Genomic DNA, 16,960 nt, shown 5'->3' on the forward strand with positions numbered 1-16,960 from the left:
GATCAGTCCTGAATGACGAGCAGATCGGAGGAAGCGAAACGCAATGTCACCTTTTCCCCGACGCTGGGAGGCATCATGCCCGGGCTGTTGAACATGTCGAAGGAAATGGTGTTGCCGCCGACATTCATGCGCGTGCGGATGACCGAACCCAGGAAGTGCGCCGATGAGACTTCACCGGTCAAGGCCGTATCGCCCTTGGCCGATTCCGCCAGCGAGCCGGCTTCCGGACGCAGCGCCAGCGATACGGTGTCACCGGGCTTGTAGGCGGTGACCGATTGCTTCAGCGTCACACCCTGATCGCCGATCATGATGCGGTTGCTGTCCGGATCGACGACCTTACCTTCGATGAGGTTCAATGTACCGACGAAGGAGGCGACGAAGCGCGTGGCCGGCGTGTTGTAGATTTCGAAGGGCGTGCCGATTTGATCGGCACGGCCGGCGTTCATCACAACGATGCGGTCGGAGATCGACAGAGCTTCTTCCTGGTCGTGCGTCACGAAGACGGTGGTGATGCCGAGTTGCTGCTGGATGGCACGGATTTCTTCGCGCAGCGATACACGAATCTTGGCATCAAGCGCCGAGAGCGGTTCGTCCAGCAGGAGAACCTGCGGCTTGACGGCGATGGCTCGAGCGAGCGCGACGCGCTGCTGCTGGCCGCCGGACATCTGGAAGGGGTAGCGGCCGGCGAGATGATCGAGCTTGATCAGGCCGAGCATTTCCTTGACGCGCTTGTCGATCTCGGGCTTGGCGACACCGGCGACCTTGAGGCCGAAGGCGACATTGTCATGCACTGTCATGTTCGGGAACAACGCATAGGCCTGGAATACCATGCCGATGTTGCGCTGGTTCGGCTTCAGCGGACGCTGGTCCTTGCCGTTGATCGTCAGCGTACCGGCAGACGGGGTTTCGAAACCTGCGATCATGCGGAGAACGGTCGTCTTGCCGCAGCCAGACGGTCCGAGGAAGGAGATAAATTCCCCTTTCTCGATATGCATAGTGAAGTCGTGAACGACCTTGGTTTCGCCGAAGGACTTCTTGATGTTGGTAAGTTCGAGAAAAGCCATGGTGTGAAGCCTTACGCCTTAATCGGAGCGGATTTGGAGAAGCGGGAAACGAGCTGGAGGAGGCCCATGCTGAGCCAGGTCACAGCAAGCGCGATGATCGCCAGCGCCGACGGCTCGTAAGCCTTGTTGGCGCCGATGAGCTGCATATAGGGGCCGAAGGCCGGACGATTGAGCAGCGACGCCATGGTGAACTCACCCATGACGATCGCGAGTGTGATGAAAGCACCGGAAAGCACACCGCTCATCACATTCGGGAAGATGCATTTGAACATGATCGTCGTCCATTTTGCACCCAAGCTTTCCGCCGCTTCCGTCAGCGTCCCGACATCGATGGTGCGCATAGCCGTATCTACCGAACGGTACATATAGGGCAATGACAACACAATGTAGGAGCAGACGAGCAGAAGGTTAGTCGTCGAGTTATAGCCAGTCAGCGGCAGGATCGACGACGAATTATAGAGGCGGAGATAGCCGAAGACGATGACGATGGCGGGAATGACCAGCGGCATCAGCGTGACGAATTCGACGATAGGACGGATCTGCGGCAGACGCAGCCGCACCCAATAGGCAGTCGGCACGACGAGAAGCATGCCGAAGATGATGGTCAGAAGCGCCATCAGCATGGAAAAGCCGAAGGCGACCAGGAAGCCGAAGTCCGAAAAGACGGATCTGTAGGCGTCGAAGCTGTAGGCATCGCGGCGCATGCGCAGCGAAAACTCCAGCGTACCGATGAGCGGTACGAAGAAATAAATGACGCCAATGGCGACTGCGATCCAGGCAAAGAATTTTTGCAGCTTCATTTTTGCCACCGTTCAGCGCGCATGCGCATCAAGATATAGATGACGTTTGAAATACCTGTGATGACGATCATACCCAGCGCCAGAGCATAGCCAAGGTTGGCATTGTGCAGCACGTCGCCGCGGATCTGCGCATAAAGCACGATCGGGACGATGTTCAGCGAGCTGCCGGTAAGCGCAATTGCGGTTGCGATGGCACCAAAGGAGTTGGCGAACAGCAGCAGCGTCGTGCCGAGCAGGCTGGGCCAGAGGATCGGCAGGGCGACCATCAGCCAATATTGCTTGTTGGTGGCGCCGAGAATGGAGGCAGCTTCGCGCCATTCTTTCTTCATGCCGTCCAGCGCCGGCGTGATGATCAGCACCATCAGCGGGATCTGGAAATACATATAGGTAATGGTGAGGCCGAAGAAGCTCAGAAGATTGAAGCCGGTGGCGTAAAGGTTCAAACCGAAATGGGCAAGCAATATGGTCACAAGGCCTTGGCGGCCTAGCGTTGCGATGAAAGAGAAGGCTAGCGGCACGCCGGCGAAATTGGACGCGACGCCGGAAAAGGTCAGGAATCCGTGGCGGACCCAGGAGGGGAGACCGCCGAGTACAAGCGCCCAGGCAAGGTAGAAGCCGATGATCGCGCCGCCGAGTGCCGAGGCGACCGAGATTTTGATACTGATCCAATAGGCGCTCATGATGGTCGGCGTGAACAGGTCGCCGAGATTCTTGAGCGTGAAACTCCCGTCCGGCGTCAGAAACGCGCCCATGACGAGGTAGAGCGTCGGGACAATCAGGAACAACAGGGTGAAGATCGCGAAGGGGGCAATGCCCAACCAGTCGACGACGACACGCTTGTTGATCAGGGGTGCAGTACTGACCGTTGATGTTGTGACGGTGCTCATGAGGGGCCCCAATTTGCGGCGTCGGAAATGGAAAACCTCCCCGCCGAAACGGGGAGGTCATGTCGAATGAGATTACTGAACGTTCGAACCGACGACGCTGTCCCACTGCTTGGTGATGACAGCCGAACCGGCGTTCTGCTCGTCGAGCGTCGGGAAGACAGCCTTTTCATAGGCTGCTGCCGGCGGCAGCTTGTCGAGAAGGTCCTGCGGAACCTTCTTGTTCTTCGCGAGGTCGTTGAAGCGGATCGGGTGGCAATAGCCCTTCAGCCAGCCGATTTGGCCTTCGTCGGAATAGAGGAATTCCATCCAGAGCTTGGCAGCATTCGGGTGCGGAGCGAAAGCCGAGATCGCCTGAACGTAAACGCCAGCGATAACGCCCGAAGCCGGAACCGTAACGTCGACCGGCGGGTTGCCGTTCAGGCTGTCGCGCCATGCGAGGCCGTTATAGTCCCAAGCAACGACGATCGGGGTGGAACCCTGAGCGAGCGAAGCCGACTTGCCGATGATCGGAACGAAGTTGCCAGCCTTGTTGAGCTGGGCGAAGTACTTCAGGCCAGCGTCGCCAACCTTGGTTGCATCCTTCTCGCCAGCGGCGAGACCGGCTGCGTAAACGGCCTGAACAGCCTGGTTCGAGGCGCGCGGATCGCCAGCGAGCGATACCGTGTTGGCGTATTCCGGCTTCTGCAGGTCAGCCCAGTCCTTCGGCGGGTTCTTGACGACGTCCTTGTTCACGACGAAGGAGAGAACGCCGTAGTAGTCGCCGTACCAGAAGCCGTCGGCATCCTTGGCGCTGTCCGGGATCGAGTCCCAGGTCGAAACCTTGTAAGGCTGCAGCAGGCCGTCTTTCTTGGCCGTCGGGCCGAAGGAAAGACCAACGTCGATGACGTCGGGAGCCTGCGGACCGGTGTTGCCCTTGTTGGCGCGGATGGCTTCAACTTCGTCACCCGAACCAGCGTCCGGGTTCAGTTCGTTGACGTCGATGCCGTACTTTGCCTTGAAAGCAGCGATGAGATCGCCATAACCGCACCAGTTGTGTGGCAGAGCGATGGTGGTCAGCGTGCCTTCCTTCTTGGCGGCAGCGATGAGGTCTGCGCTCGGTTCAGCAGCAGCGATGGCAGTCGAAGCTACGAGCATCGCAGTGGAGAGCGTCAGAAGACGATGAATTTTCGAGATCACTGGTATTCCTCCTTTTGGGTTTTCAGTGTCTGGCGTTGCTGTTAATGACGTTGCATGAAGGTTGTGTGACGGGTTCCAGTGGGTTGCGTTTCTTGAAACATCGGGGATTTGCTTTTTAGTCGCTAATGATGACAGGCGCTGTCTTGCCGGCCGATCCCCAGAAGTAATTTTATACTTTCCCTTCCTCCCTAGCTCAGCTTACGGAACAGCCTTGTTTGTTCGAACAGGCCTTCGAGCGTTTTCATGCGCTCACTCGTCTCGTCCCAGGTCGAGCTTTGTACGGCTTCGATAAGGGCCTCGACGATGAAGAGGGTTACGACGGAGGAATCCCAGGCCGACGGTGCCTCGATCTGCACGCGAAACGTGTGTTTCGCATGCTTGGCGGCAGGGGTCGCCCATTGATCGGTGAAGACGATGATCTCGGCTCCGTGGCGGCGCGCCGCGGCGGCGAGGCTGACCATCTCCTGCTCATAGCGGCGGATATCGAAGATCACCAGCAGGTCGCCGGGGTTCATGTTCAGAACATATTGCGGCCAGGAACTGGAATTGGAGGAGAGCAGCGTCGTATTCGGACGGATGACCTGCATATGGGTGAAGAAATATTCGGCAAGTGCGCCGGTGATGCGTCCACCGACGAAATAAAGCCCGCGCTTGCGCTCCGACAACAGTGCAGCGACGCCATCGAAAGTTACCGCATCGATATCCGTCAAGGTCTGGCGGAGGTTGCCCATGATTGCGTCGGCAAAGCGATTGAGAATATGTGTACCAGGGGCATTGGATGCCCAGCGGTCATGCTTCGTAAGCGGATTTGAAATGGTCGCCTCAACCTCCTGATGGAGGCGGGACTGAAAGTCGGGATAACCCTTGAAACCGAGCTTCTGCACCATGCGTGCCACAGTCGGCGTGGAAACCCGCGCATTTTCGGCGACCGTCGTAATGCTGCCCAGCCCCGAAACCGGGTAGTTGTCAAGCAGGCTCTTGGCCAGCTGCTTTTCGGCGCGCGTCAGCGCGTCGAATTGGGCATTGATTACGTCTGAAACTGTTTTCGACGCATTGCTCACTCGATTTTTGCTCCCCGGGACGGTCTTATGCCAGTCTCCTGTAGGGATTTAACTACGCTGTCACATTTCGAGTCAATGTCACAAATGAAGAAATAATTTCAGTTTCTAGTTGACAGTCGCTGAAACCTGAAGAATTCTTTTCTTATAAAGATTTAATTAAGAAGGGGTAGGACGCCTTTGATGCTTGCCCAACAAGGCATTCTGACGGAAGCTGATGGCGATTGCGTCGCGGTCGAACGGCCGGACGGAAAAAGTGCGGTTTTGATCATCTGTGAACACGCTTCGCGCACGCTGCCTGAGTATTTCGGCGATCTGGGCCTTTCGATCGAAGCGCTTTCCAGCCACATCGCCTGGGACCCGGGCGCACTGGCCGTTGCCAGGAAAATGGGTGACAATCTTGATGCTACGTTGGTCTACCAACGATTTTCGCGCCTGATCTACGACTGCAACCGGCCACCGGAAAGCGCAGGCGCCATGCCGGAAATCAGCGAGATCTATACGATCCCCGGCAACCAGCACCTGCAGGCTGCCGACCGACAGGCACGCACCGACGCTCTTTATATACCGTTCCACGATCGCATTCGGGCTCTGTTGAAAGAACGGGCCGCGAGGGAACAAAATACCGTGATCGTCACGGTTCACAGTTTTACGCCTGTGTATAACGGCAAGCAGAGGGCAGTGGAGCTTGGCATTCTTCACGATGAAGACAGCTGGCTGGCCGATCGCATGCTCGATGCAGCGGCCCATTCGCCGCTTTACCGGACTGAACGAAACGAGCCTTACGGGCCAGAGGACGGCGTCACCCATACGCTGAAATTGCATGGGCTCGCCAATGGTTTGCATAACGTTATGATCGAGGTCCGCAACGACCTCATCGGAGATGACGTCGGCCAAGGGGTCGTGGCCGGCTATCTGACCGGGCTAATCCAGAGCAGTCTGGAAGCCTGAGCATAGAAGAAAGGACCCCGGGGAGCAGTTCAACTGCAGTCGGGCCGTACGGCAAAAAGCTGGCGGCACACATGATACATGGTTGCCCGCAATTCCGCGGACGACCGGGTTTTAGGGGGAATGACATGTCTGATTACACAGAGTTAGACAAGAAGCAGGACGTGCATATTCTGCACTCCATGGGCTATGCTCAGGAGTTGGAGCGGCGCATGAGCTCGTTCTCGAATTTCGCCGTGTCCTTTTCAATCATTTGCATTCTTTCGGGCGGCATCAATTCGCTCGCCCAGGCGACTTCGGGTGCAGGTGGTGCTGCGATCGGCATCGGCTGGCCGGTTGGATGCTTTATTTCTCTGGTCTTTGCCATTGCGATGGCGCAGATCAGCTCAGCCTATCCGACCGCCGGCGGGCTCTATCACTGGGGGTCGATTCTCGGCAACCGCTTCACCGGTTGGCTGACAGCCTGGTTCAACCTGCTCGGTCTCGTCACCGTTCTCGGCGCGATCAATGTCGGCACCTATTATTTCTTTCTCGGCGCTTTCGGCGGCTACTTCGGCATGGCCGATACGACATTGATTCGTATCCTGTTCCTGGTCGTCATCACCGGCCTTCAGGCACTCGTGAACCACATGGGTATCGGGCTGACTGCAAAGCTGACCGACTTCTCCGGCTATCTGATTTTCGCGACTTCGATCGCGCTAGCAATCGTGTGCCTGGTCGCAGCGCCGTCCTATGATTTCGCACGGTTGTTCACCTTCACGAATTACTCCGGCGTGGCGACAATCGCTGCCGACGGGTCGGCGACCGGAGCTCCGGTCTGGCCGCAGGTTTCCACCTTCTGGGTCTTTGCCCTAGGTCTCTTGCTGCCGATCTACACGATCACCGGCTATGACGCCTCGGCACATACCTCGGAGGAAACGGTCAAGGCAGCGCATTCCGTTCCGCGCGGCATGGTAGCCTCTGTGCTTTGGTCGGCATTGTTCGGCTACATCATGTTGTGTGCGTTCGTTCTGATGCTCCCGAATATGGACGATGCCGCAAAGCAGGGCTGGAACGTGTTCTTCTGGGCGATGGATTCCCAGGTTAACCCTATCATCAAGGATATCCTGTATCTCCTGATCTTCATCAGCCAGTGGCTATGCGGCCTCGCAACGGTCACGTCGGTGTCGCGCATGATCTTCGCGTTCTCGCGTGACGGCGGTCTTCCGGCATCGAAAGCGCTTTCCAAGGTCAGCCCAAAACATCGCACGCCGGTTTCCGCGATCTGGACCGGCTCGATCCTCGCGGTGCTGTTCGTCTGGGGTTCGTCGCTGGTGTCGATCGGCGATACGCCGGTGTATACCATTGTCGTTTCGTGCACCGTCATCTTCCTCTTCTTCTCCTTCGCGATCCCGATCACGCTCGGCCTGTTCGCATGGGGCACGGCGAAGTGGGATAAGATGGGACCGTGGAACCTCGGCGAGGGGCTGTTCAAGCTCTTTGCGGTGCTGACGATCATTTCGATGATCGTGATCTTCGTCATCGGCATTCAGCCGCCGAATGACTGGGCGGGTATCATCACCGTCGGCTTCCTCGTCCTGACGGCAATCGTCTGGTTCGGCTTCGAACGCCGCCGCTTCCGGGGTCCGCCGATCGGCGACGCGATCGCCAAGCGCAAGGCCGAGATCGCAGCAGCCGAAGCGGCTGTCGGCGAAGGCTAAGCGTCGGAGCTGCTTTTCTTAAACGGCGGGGCCGCCTGCGTGCGGCCCCTTCACCGGTACAAACGAAACGCACAGCGCCGGGTTGCTCCCTGCCGCGGACTGCCGTTTTGTTGTCCGACGTCCCAATTCACTGTTCAGGCGGATCACTCATGAGTACTAGCTATACGTTCGACGACCTCAAGAAGGATGTGGCCGAGGGGCGCATCGATACGGTTCTGGCATGTCAGGTGGACATGCAGGGTCGCTTGATGGGCAAACGTTTCCAGGCGGAATTCTTCGTCGAGAGCGCCTGGAAGGAAACGCATAGCTGCAATTATCTGCAGGCGACCGATCTCGAGATGGAGACCGTCTCCGGCTACAAGTCGACGAGTTGGGAGAAGGGCTACGGCGACTACACGATGAAGCCTGATCTCGCCACGCTTCGTCGTATTCCCTGGCTCGAGGGCACCGCGCTGGTGCTTTGCGATGTCCTGGACCACCACACGCACGAAGAGGTGGCGCATTCGCCGCGCGCCATCCTCAAGAAGCAAATCAGGCGGCTTGAAGCGATGGGCATGAAGGCTTTCATGGCCTCCGAACTGGAATTCTTCCTGTTCGACCAGAGCTACGACAGTGCGCGCGAGTCGGGCTATCGCAACCTGCATCTCGTCAGCGGCTATAATGAGGACTACCACATCTTCCAGACCACCAAGGAAGAGGATGTGATGCGGGCGATCCGCACCGGCTTGCAGGGCGCCGATATTCCGGTCGAGAATTCCAAGGGCGAGGCCTCGGCAGGGCAGGAGGAAATCAATGTCCGCTATGCCGATGCGCTAACCATGGCCGACCGCCATGCGATCATCAAAAACGGCTGCAAGGAGATTGCCTGGTCGAAGGGCAAGGCCATCACTTTCCTCGCAAAGTGGAACTACAATGCTGCCGGCAGTTCGTCGCATATCCACCAGTCGCTGTGGAGCGCCGACGGCAAGACGCCACTGTTCTTCGACAAAGGGGAAGAGCACGGCATGACACCGCTGATGAAGCATTATGTCGCCGGACTTTTGACGCATGCCAGCGAAATCACTTATTTCCTCGCGCCTTACATCAATTCCTACAAGCGTTTTGTGGCAGGCACTTTCGCGCCAACCAAGGCGATCTGGAGCACCGATAACCGCACGGCGGGCTATCGCCTCTGTGGCGCCGAGACCAAGGGAATCCGCATCGAATGCCGCGTCGGCGGCTCAGACCTCAATCCCTATCTCGCCTTTGCGGCACTGATCGCCGCCGGTCTCGACGGCATCGAGAACAAGCTCGAACTGGAGGCGCCTTTCGTGGGAGATGCCTATGGAGCCCGCGAGGTTCGTGAAATTCCACGCACCCTCCGCGACGCTGCGGTGGCGCTGACCGGTTCAAAAATGCTGCGCGCTGCCTTCGGCGACGACGTGATCGATCACTACACCCGTGCTGCCGAATGGGAGCAGGAGGAATATGATCGCCGCATTACCGATTGGGAGGTGGCAAGAGGATTCGAAAGAGCTTAAGCCTGTCGGTGGTTTTTGGTATCTGCCCAAATTTCGTCGCCAGGCGTGGGCAGGGAAGGCGGCTGCGGTAAATCGCTCCTTTGGACGGCGTAGGTCCTTGGGGTACTTCCTCTGGGGCGAGTCGAGAATATATTCGTGACTGTAAAAACAGGATTTCGATCATGACCATGATCACATGCGTATCCCCGGTAAACGGGGAGGTTTATGCCGAGCGTCCGGCACTGTCGCTGGATGCGGCCAAGGAAGTGGTGGCCCGCGCTCGCAAGGCGCAGAAGGATTGGGCCCGTCGCCCATTGGAAGACCGCGTCCAGCTTGTTTTGAAAGGTGTCGCCCGCCTCAACGAGATGGCCGATGTCGTCGTGCCGGAACTTGCCTGGCAGATGGGCCGTCCGATAAAATACGGCGGAGAATATCGAGGCTTCAACGAGCGCTCGAACTACGTTGCCTCGATCGCCGCCGATGCGTTGTCGCCGATGCTGGTGGAAGACAGCGCGAATTTCGCGCGTCGTATCGAGCGCGAACCACATGGCATCGTCTTCGTGATAGCGCCATGGAATTATCCCTATATGACGGCCATCAACACGGTCGCTCCGGCATTGATGGCGGGCAATACCGTCATTCTGAAGCATGCCAGCCAGACGCTGCTGGTCGGCGAGCGGCTGGTGCAAGCGTTCGTCGAAGCCGGTGTTCCCGCCGATGTCTTCCAAAATATCTATCTCGACCATGAAACCACCTCGGCGCTGATCGCCGCCGGCAGTTTCAACTTCGTCAACTTCACCGGTTCGGTCGAAGGCGGGCGCTCGATCGAGCGCGCTGCCGCCGGCACCTTTACCAGCCTCGGTCTCGAACTTGGCGGCAAGGATCCGGGCTATGTCATGGAAGATGCCGACCTCGAGGCCGCCGTCGATACGCTGATGGACGGCGCTACCTACAATTCGGGCCAGTGCTGCTGCGGTATCGAGCGCATCTACGTGCATGAATCGCTCTACGATGCCTTCGTCGAGAAGTCGGTCGCCTGGGTATCGAATTACAAGCTCGGCAATCCGCTTGATCCGGAAACCACGCTTGGCCCGATGGCGCACAAGCGTTTCGCCAAGGTGGTGCGTGAACAGATCGCCGATGCGGTTGCCAAGGGCGCTAAAGCATTGGTCGATCCCAAGCTTTTCCCGGCCGATGACGGCGGCGCTTATCTCGCCCCGCAGATCCTGGTTGATGTCGATCACTCGATGGCCTTCATGCGCGAGGAAACCTTTGGCCCGGCCGTTGGTATCGTGAAGGTGAAGAGTGACGCGGAAGCGCTGGAACTGATGAATGACAGCCCTTATGGCCTGACGGCTTCGCTGTGGACCAAGGATGTCGAGCGCGCCTCGCGCATCGGCCGCGACATAGAAACCGGCACGGTCTTCATGAACCGCGCCGACTATCTCGATCCGGCGCTGTGCTGGACCGGCGTCAAGGAAACCGGCCGCGGCGGCTCGCTTTCTGTGATCGGCTTCCACAACCTGACGCGCCCGAAATCCTACCATCTGAAGAAAGTCACAGCATGAGCAATATCTCAGCCAATTGGAGCTATCCCACCGCCGTCAAGCTCGGCCGGGGCCGGATCACGGAGCTGGCGGATGCCTGCAAAAGCCTGGGGATCAAGAAGCCGCTTCTGATCACCGACCGGGGGCTCGCCTCGATGGCGATCACCAAGACGGCATTGGATATTCTTGAAGACGCCGGCCTCGGCCGTGCCATCTTCGCCGACGTGGATCCGAACCCGAACGAGAAGAACCTCGATGCCGGCGTCAAGGCATTCAAGGATGGCGGTCACGACGGCGTCGTCGCGTTCGGCGGCGGTTCTGGCCTCGACCTCGGCAAGTGCGTCGCCTTCATGGCGGGGCAGACGCGCCCGGTATGGGACTTCGAGGACATTGGTGACTGGTGGACCCGTGCCAATGTCGAGGGCATTGCTCCGATCGTCGCCGTGCCGACGACCGCTGGTACTGGCTCGGAAGTTGGCCGCGCCAGCGTCATCACCAATTCTGCAACGCACGTGAAGAAGATCATCTTCCATCCGAAGTTCCTGCCGGGCGTCGTTATCGCCGATCCGGAACTGACAGTCGGCATGCCGAAGATCATCACCGCCGGGACAGGGATGGATGCTTTCGCCCATTGCCTGGAAGCCTATTCCTCGCCCTTCTATCACCCGATGTCTGCCGGTATCGCGCTGGAAGGCATGCGGCTCGTCAAGGAATTCCTGCCGCGCGCCTATAGGGAAGGCACGGACCTCGAGGCTCGCGCCAACATGATGAGCGCTGCCGCGATGGGCGCCGTCGCCTTTCAGAAGGGCCTCGGGGCCATTCACGCGCTGTCGCACCCGATCGGCGCCGTCTACAACACGCATCACGGCATGACCAATGCCGTCGTCATGCCGGCCGTCCTGCGTTTCAACCGCAAGGCTATCGAAGACAAGATCGCGCGTGCCGCTGCTTATCTCGGCATCACCGGCGGTTTCGATGGCTTCTATGACTATGTGCTGAAGCTGCGCGCCGAACTCGGTGTTCCCGAAAACCTCTCGGCCATGGGCATCGCACCTGATCGCATCGATGAGCTTTCGGCCATGGCGATCGAAGATCCGAGCGCCGGCGGCAATCCGGTGCCGATGACGCTCGAAAACACCAAGGCGCTGTTCCGCGACTGCTTCTGAGCAGTATCGTTTCAGCTTTCGGACGTGCCGTGAGACGATTGCGGCACGATTTTTTCTATTCAGTGGCAAATATCATCAACTGAATTCCGGCGCCGATGAACCGGATGTGATCACTATGCGCCCAGAAGCAGACATGGTCGTTGATGTTCTAACAATGCCGTCCGTAGGCCGGCTCTGAATAGTTGCAATGGCGTCTCACATTGAAGGTGGCTGACACCTTTGGAGGCCGAGTTAGAGTGTCTTGGCGAGAAAGAAGTCCGTTTCTTCGAAACGGCGGTTCTCCGCGAACAACTACCCTGTTTTGAATGAAGCGCGACTTATGTTAGGTTAAGTTGTGGAGGGGTCGCCATGCCAAAGCTGGTAGATGCGCATCCAGGAGAAGCTGATTCCCGTTCGCTTCGATATAGAGAACGACTCATCTTCTTCGCGCTCGCCTTTGGAATTTGGCCCCTGGTTGCCGTGGGTGTTGTCGGCGGCTACGGGTTCATCGTCTGGATGCTCCAGATCGCATTCGGCCCACCTGGTCCACCTTCGCATTGAGGGCTTCCCATGTCTTCGGAGCGTGTATCCCGTCGTCAGTTGTTGCTGGGCCGCCCGGTCGCGAGGGAGGTCGTCGCCCGCCCGCCCGGTGTTTCCACGAGCGGCCTTGAGAACTGTACGGGATGCGGGCTCTGCGCAGAGCGATGCCCCACCGGAATAATCCGAATGACCGATGGTTTGCCTTTCATCGATTTCGCATCGGGTGAATGCACCTTTTGCGGAGAGTGTAAGGCAACCTGTCCGGAGCCTGTTTTCGGGCCGGTGGAAATCAGGCATTTCCCGCATAGCGCTGTCGTCACCGACAGATGTCTGGCGAGGAATGATGTCGCCTGTCAATCCTGCGGTGAAAGCTGTCCTGAGCTGGCCATTCGGTTTCGCCCCCGTATCGGCGGTCCCTTCACACCGGAGGTTTGCGAAGACGCGTGCAGCGGCTGTGGCGCATGTCTGAGCGTCTGTCCAGTCGGCGCAATCGCGCTTCAGTCGCGAGCACTGGAGGCCGCAAATGTCTGAGACGCCGTTCGCCTATCATGTTTCGAGCGCCGTGGTCACCACGATGCCTGCTCACACGCAGTCCGTTCTTGCGATGTTGGCGCACATGGAGAACGTGGAAGTCCATGGTCACGGTGACGGCAAGATCATCATCGTTATCGAGGGGCCGAGTACGAGCGTTTTAGGGGAGCGCCTGGCGACGATCTCGCTGCTGGATGGGGTGATCGCGGCAAATATGGTTTTCGAGCATGTCGAAATGGAGGGGGTGCAGAGCCATGGCTGGAGAACTGACACGGCGTGAGCTTCTCAAGGCCCACGCAGCCGCCATTGCCGCTGCCACGGCGGGCATAGCGATCCCTGCTGCCGCGCAGCCTGTGCCGGGCGGTGTCAGCGCGCTGGAAATAAAATGGTCGAAAGCGCCTTGTCGGTTCTGCGGGACGGGCTGCGGCGTCATGGTCGGCGTCAAGCAGGGCCAGGTGGTTGCCACGCACGGCGATATGCAGGCGGAAGTCAATCGTGGCTTGAATTGCATCAAAGGGTACTTCCTGTCGAAGATCATGTATGGCGAGGATAGACTTCAAACGCCCTTGCTGCGCAAACGCGACGGCGCATACGCCAAGGATGGCGAGTTCACGCCCGTGAGCTGGGACGAGGCGTTCGACGTGATGGCCGACCAGTGCAAGAAGGTCCTGAAGGAAAAGGGGCCAACGGCTGTCGGCATGTTCGGTTCCGGCCAATGGACGATCTTCGAAGGATACGCCGCGACAAAGCTAATGCGGGCGGGTTTCCGCTCCAACAATCTCGATCCCAATGCACGCCATTGCATGGCATCAGCAGCCTACGCCTTCATGCGCACCTTCGGCATGGACGAGCCAATGGGATGCTACGACGATTTCGAGAACGCGGACGCCTTCGTGCTTTGGGGCTCGAACATGGCGGAAATGCATCCAATCCTCTGGACGCGTGTTGCGGATCGCCGACTTGGGCAGCCACACGTGCGCGTCGCGGTCCTCTCGACGTTCACGCATCGAAGCATGGACCTCGCCGACATTCCGATCGTCTTCAAGCCCGGAACCGATCTTGCGATCCTGAACTACATAGCCAACCACATCATCCAGACCGGGCGCGTCAACGAGCCTTTCGTCGAGCAGCATACAAAATTCGCCCGCGGCGTGACCGACATCGGGTACGGCCTGCGGCCGGACAATCCCATGGAAGTGAAGGCTGCCAACTCTGCTGATCCGGCGAAGACGACACCGATGGATTTCGAAGAATTCAAGGCATTTGTAGCCGAGTACACGCTCAAGAAGACGGCAAAGCTCACTGGCGTCGATCCAGAATATCTCGAGCAAGTCGCCGAACTCTACGCAGACCGTGGACGCAAGGTCATGTCACTCTGGACGATGGGCTTCAATCAGCACGTCCGTGGTGTCTGGGCCAACCAGATGATCTACAACCTGCACCTGCTGACGGGAAAAATATCGGAGCCTGGCAACAGTCCGTTTTCATTGACTGGTCAGCCGTCAGCCTGCGGGACCGCACGCGAGGTTGGCACCTTCGCTCATCGGCTGCCGGCGGACATGGTGGTGACGAACCCCGAACACCGCAAGCATGCGGAGGAAATCTGGCGCATCCCGCATGGCATAATCCCGGAGAAACCCGGTTACCATGCAGTCCAGCAGGATCGCATGCTCAAGGACGGCAAGCTCAATTTCTACTGGGTTCAGGTAAACAACAACGTCCAAGCCGCGCCCAACACCAGCAACGAGACCTATCAAGGGTATCGAAACCCCGACAACTTCATCGTTGTCTCCGATGCCTACCCGACGATTACGGCGATGAGCGCCGACCTCATTCTTCCCGCGGCGATGTGGGTGGAGAAGGAAGGAGCTTATGGAAACGCCGAGCGGAGGACCCACGTCTGGCATCAACTCGTGCAAGCCTCCGGCGAGGCGCGATCGGATCTGTGGCAGATGGTCGAGTTCTCTAAGCGGTTCATCACCGACGAGGTCTGGCCCAAAGATATTCTCGATGCGAATCCGGATTATCGCGGAAAAAGCCTCTTCGATGTGCTGTATCGCAACGGCGAGGTCGATCGGTTCCCTCTCAGCGAAGTCAGTGGCGAGTACGACAACAACGAAGCCCAGGCCTTCGGCTTCTACATTCAGAAGGGGCTATTCGAGGAGTATGCCGCGTTCGGCAGAGGGCACGGTCACGATCTTGCGCCGTACGACACGTACCATGAGGTCCGTGGGCTGCGTTGGCCCGTCGTCAACGGTCAGGAGACAAGGTGGCGCTATCGCGAAGGATACGATCCTTATGTTAAGCCGGGCGAAGGGGTGAATTTCTATGGCCAACCCGACGGAAGGGCGGTGATCCTTGCCGTGCCTTACGAGCCGCCTGCGGAATCTCCTGATGAGGAGTTCGACTTTTGGCTGGTGACCGGTCGCGTGCTCGAACATTGGCATTCCGGATCGATGACGATGCGGGTGCCAGAACTGTACCGGGCGTTTCCCGGTGCCCGCTGTTTCATGAATGCGGAGGATGCCCGTAAACGTGGCATCAACCAGGGAGCAGAAGTGCGGATTGTCTCGCGGCGGGGCGAAATTCGTTCCCGTATCGACATCCGCGGCAGGAACCGGATGCCTTCGGGTGTCATTTTCGTGCCTTGGTTCGACGCCAGCCAATTGATCAACAAGGTAACCCTCGACGCCACCGATCCTATCTCCAAACAGGCGGATTTCAAAAAATGCGCGGTCAAGATTCTCCCCGTCGCCATTTGAGGCGGCCAGAATGGATTGTAGTCGCTGCAGGCATATCGGTGTTTGTGACCACCGCCGCGATTGGTCAGGTTGTGACGCAAACGGTGCCACAGCTCGAAGGCCCCACGCCGTCCATGGAAACCGGTCCCGCTGCCGTGCTGCCGAAATGGATCATCGACGACCAGCGCAAGATGCGGGCATATCCCGACCAACCACCGATCATCCCGCATTCGATAGAGGGTTACGAGCTGTCGGTGAATGCGAACCGATGTCTCTCGTGTCACAAGCGCGAATTCACACAGGATTCAGGCGCACCGATGATTAGCGTAACACACTACATGACACGCGACGGCCAGATGATCGCGGACGTGTCGCCGCGTAGGTACTTCTGTACCGCCTGTCACGTTCCGCAGGCGAATACACCACCATTGGTGCGCAACACGTTCAAGGACATGAGCGAATTGGGCTTCAAGCCCGCAGGAAGCGAGTGAGGCATGATCGCGTGGATCAGGAAAGCTATTCTTTGGGCTTGGCGGATCATGGCGACGCCTGCCGGTACGATTGGTCTCGGCTTCCTAACGCTCGGCGGCTTCGTTGGTGGCGTCATGTTCTGGGGCGCGTTCAACACGGCGTTGGAAATAACCAACACCGAAAAATTCTGCACCTCCTGTCATGAGATGCACGACAACGTCTACCAGGAGCTGAGCCGCACCATCCACTTCTCCAACCGCTCAGGCGTGCGAGCAACCTGTCCGGATTGTCATGTACCCCATCAATGGACAGACAAGATCGCCCGCAAGATGCAGGCCTCGAAGGAGGTGTGGGGCAAGATATTTGGCACCATCGACACCCGTCCCAAGTTTCTTGCAATGCGCCTGGAGCTTGCAGAGCATGAATGGGCTCGCATGAAGGCAAATGACAGCCTAGAGTGCCGCAATTGCCATTCCTCGGTTGCCATGGATTTGCAGAAGCAGACACAACGCGCGGCGGAAATCCACACTAAATATCTTCTTCCGGGCAAAGCGACCTGCATCGACTGCCACAAGGGGATTGCACACGAACTCCCCAACATGGACGGAATCGATCCGGGGTGGAAAATGCCGAAAGAGTTGGAAGGTAAGAAAATGGCTGCAGAATCGCCCGTCGACGAACTTCAACGAGCCATTGCCGACTATCATCACGTTTCAGAGCAGTAGGAGTTGCTGCAAGTCCATCCTACCCTGTTCGTTTCCTTTAAGGGGAAGAGGCTGACCATCACGGTTTAGGACCGTAAGGGCCACAAGCGGCGAAATCCAATTCGCGCCCACAAGCGGAAGCTGGTAGC

Annotated in this window: 16 protein-coding genes; 11 read left to right on the forward strand and 5 right to left on the reverse strand. The window is 58.3% G+C overall.

Features of this window, described 5'->3' with window-relative positions; genetic code table 11:
- Window positions 1–2: 2 nt before the first annotated feature.
- From FHT86_RS02965 to FHT86_RS02985, 5 genes are all read right to left on the reverse strand, one after another.
- A complete protein-coding gene (locus tag FHT86_RS02965; RefSeq protein ID WP_133705452.1) occupies window positions 3–1,064 on the reverse strand; it encodes an ABC transporter ATP-binding protein in 1,062 nt (353 codons plus the stop codon).
- 11 nt (window positions 1,065–1,075) lie between these two features.
- Window positions 1,076–1,864 (reverse strand): iron ABC transporter permease, encoded by a 789-nt coding sequence (locus FHT86_RS02970; protein WP_133705453.1) that lies wholly within the window; start codon window positions 1,862–1,864, stop codon window positions 1,076–1,078.
- A complete protein-coding gene (locus FHT86_RS02975) occupies window positions 1,861–2,751 on the reverse strand; it encodes an ABC transporter permease (RefSeq protein ID WP_133705454.1) in 891 nt (296 codons plus the stop codon). Before FHT86_RS02975 ends, FHT86_RS02970 begins: the two co-directional genes overlap by 4 nt.
- 72 nt (window positions 2,752–2,823) lie before the next feature.
- A complete protein-coding gene (locus tag FHT86_RS02980; protein ID WP_133705455.1) occupies window positions 2,824–3,927 on the reverse strand; it encodes an ABC transporter substrate-binding protein in 1,104 nt (367 codons plus the stop codon).
- 188 nt (window positions 3,928–4,115) lie between these two features.
- Window positions 4,116–4,988, reverse strand: coding sequence for a MurR/RpiR family transcriptional regulator (locus tag FHT86_RS02985; RefSeq protein WP_133705456.1), 873 nt, complete (start codon window positions 4,986–4,988; stop codon window positions 4,116–4,118).
- Window positions 4,989–5,168: 180 nt separating this feature from the next.
- Between FHT86_RS02985 and FHT86_RS02990 the strand changes: the two genes are divergently transcribed.
- From FHT86_RS02990 to FHT86_RS03040, 11 genes are all read left to right on the forward strand, one after another.
- Window positions 5,169–5,936 (forward strand): N-formylglutamate amidohydrolase, encoded by a 768-nt coding sequence (locus FHT86_RS02990; protein WP_133705457.1) that lies wholly within the window; start codon window positions 5,169–5,171, stop codon window positions 5,934–5,936.
- Window positions 5,937–6,061: 125 nt separating this feature from the next.
- Window positions 6,062–7,633: an amino acid permease gene (locus FHT86_RS02995; RefSeq protein WP_133705458.1), complete on the forward strand. Its 1,572-nt coding sequence runs from the start codon at window positions 6,062–6,064 to the stop codon at window positions 7,631–7,633.
- A gap of 149 nt (window positions 7,634–7,782) precedes the next feature.
- Window positions 7,783–9,153: a glutamine synthetase family protein gene (locus FHT86_RS03000; RefSeq protein WP_133705459.1), complete on the forward strand. Its 1,371-nt coding sequence runs from the start codon at window positions 7,783–7,785 to the stop codon at window positions 9,151–9,153.
- 161 nt (window positions 9,154–9,314) lie between these two features.
- Window positions 9,315–10,700: an aldehyde dehydrogenase family protein gene (locus FHT86_RS03005; protein WP_133705460.1), complete on the forward strand. Its 1,386-nt coding sequence runs from the start codon at window positions 9,315–9,317 to the stop codon at window positions 10,698–10,700.
- Entirely contained in the window at window positions 10,697–11,845 is a 1,149-nt protein-coding gene (locus FHT86_RS03010; RefSeq protein ID WP_133705461.1) for an iron-containing alcohol dehydrogenase, read from the forward strand. The genes FHT86_RS03005 and FHT86_RS03010 overlap by 4 nt, the downstream gene beginning before the upstream one ends.
- 357 nt (window positions 11,846–12,202) lie before the next feature.
- Window positions 12,203–12,385, forward strand: coding sequence for a nitrate reductase (locus FHT86_RS03015; protein ID WP_409527578.1), 183 nt, complete (start codon window positions 12,203–12,205; stop codon window positions 12,383–12,385).
- A gap of 9 nt (window positions 12,386–12,394) precedes the next feature.
- Entirely contained in the window at window positions 12,395–12,895 is a 501-nt protein-coding gene (locus tag FHT86_RS03020; protein ID WP_133705463.1) for a ferredoxin-type protein NapF, read from the forward strand.
- Window positions 12,888–13,175: a chaperone NapD gene (locus FHT86_RS03025; RefSeq protein WP_133705464.1), complete on the forward strand. Its 288-nt coding sequence runs from the start codon at window positions 12,888–12,890 to the stop codon at window positions 13,173–13,175. The genes FHT86_RS03020 and FHT86_RS03025 overlap by 8 nt, the downstream gene beginning before the upstream one ends.
- Complete coding sequence (gene napA, locus FHT86_RS03030; protein ID WP_133705465.1) at window positions 13,150–15,657, forward strand: periplasmic nitrate reductase subunit alpha; 2,508 nt, start codon at window positions 13,150–13,152, stop codon at window positions 15,655–15,657. Before FHT86_RS03025 ends, napA begins: the two co-directional genes overlap by 26 nt.
- The gene (locus FHT86_RS03035; protein WP_133705466.1) at window positions 15,624–16,127 is read left to right on the forward strand and encodes a nitrate reductase cytochrome c-type subunit; all 504 of its coding nucleotides are present in this window, start codon (window positions 15,624–15,626) and stop codon (window positions 16,125–16,127) included. The genes napA and FHT86_RS03035 overlap by 34 nt, the downstream gene beginning before the upstream one ends.
- Before the next feature lie 3 nt (window positions 16,128–16,130).
- The gene (locus tag FHT86_RS03040; RefSeq protein WP_166656735.1) at window positions 16,131–16,832 is read left to right on the forward strand and encodes a NapC/NirT family cytochrome c; all 702 of its coding nucleotides are present in this window, start codon (window positions 16,131–16,133) and stop codon (window positions 16,830–16,832) included.
- Window positions 16,833–16,960 lie beyond the last annotated feature (128 nt).

The sequence above is a fragment of the Rhizobium sp. BK313 genome, from assembly GCF_014193655.1.
In the GTDB taxonomy this organism is placed as follows: domain Bacteria; phylum Pseudomonadota; class Alphaproteobacteria; order Rhizobiales; family Rhizobiaceae; genus Rhizobium.

Bases quoted from the DNA above. Each gene is read 5' to 3' on its own strand.
- FHT86_RS02965 (WP_133705452.1), bottom strand. From the start codon at position 1,064: ATGGCTTTTCTCGAACTTACCAACATCAAGAAGTCCTTCGGCGAAACC.
- FHT86_RS02970 (WP_133705453.1), bottom strand. From the start codon at position 1,864: ATGAAGCTGCAAAAATTCTTTGCCTGGATCGCAGTCGCCATTGGCGTC.
- FHT86_RS02975 (WP_133705454.1), bottom strand. From the start codon at position 2,751: ATGAGCACCGTCACAACATCAACGGTCAGTACTGCACCCCTGATCAAC.
- FHT86_RS02990 (WP_133705457.1), top strand. From the start codon at position 5,169: ATGCTTGCCCAACAAGGCATTCTGACGGAAGCTGATGGCGATTGCGTC.
- FHT86_RS02995 (WP_133705458.1), top strand. From the start codon at position 6,062: ATGTCTGATTACACAGAGTTAGACAAGAAGCAGGACGTGCATATTCTG.
- FHT86_RS03000 (WP_133705459.1), top strand. From the start codon at position 7,783: ATGAGTACTAGCTATACGTTCGACGACCTCAAGAAGGATGTGGCCGAG.
- FHT86_RS03005 (WP_133705460.1), top strand. From the start codon at position 9,315: ATGACCATGATCACATGCGTATCCCCGGTAAACGGGGAGGTTTATGCC.
- FHT86_RS03010 (WP_133705461.1), top strand. From the start codon at position 10,697: ATGAGCAATATCTCAGCCAATTGGAGCTATCCCACCGCCGTCAAGCTC.
- FHT86_RS03020 (WP_133705463.1), top strand. From the start codon at position 12,395: ATGTCTTCGGAGCGTGTATCCCGTCGTCAGTTGTTGCTGGGCCGCCCG.
- FHT86_RS03025 (WP_133705464.1), top strand. From the start codon at position 12,888: ATGTCTGAGACGCCGTTCGCCTATCATGTTTCGAGCGCCGTGGTCACC.
- napA (WP_133705465.1), top strand. From the start codon at position 13,150: ATGGCTGGAGAACTGACACGGCGTGAGCTTCTCAAGGCCCACGCAGCC.
- FHT86_RS03035 (WP_133705466.1), top strand. From the start codon at position 15,624: ATGCGCGGTCAAGATTCTCCCCGTCGCCATTTGAGGCGGCCAGAATGG.
- FHT86_RS03040 (WP_166656735.1), top strand. From the start codon at position 16,131: ATGATCGCGTGGATCAGGAAAGCTATTCTTTGGGCTTGGCGGATCATG.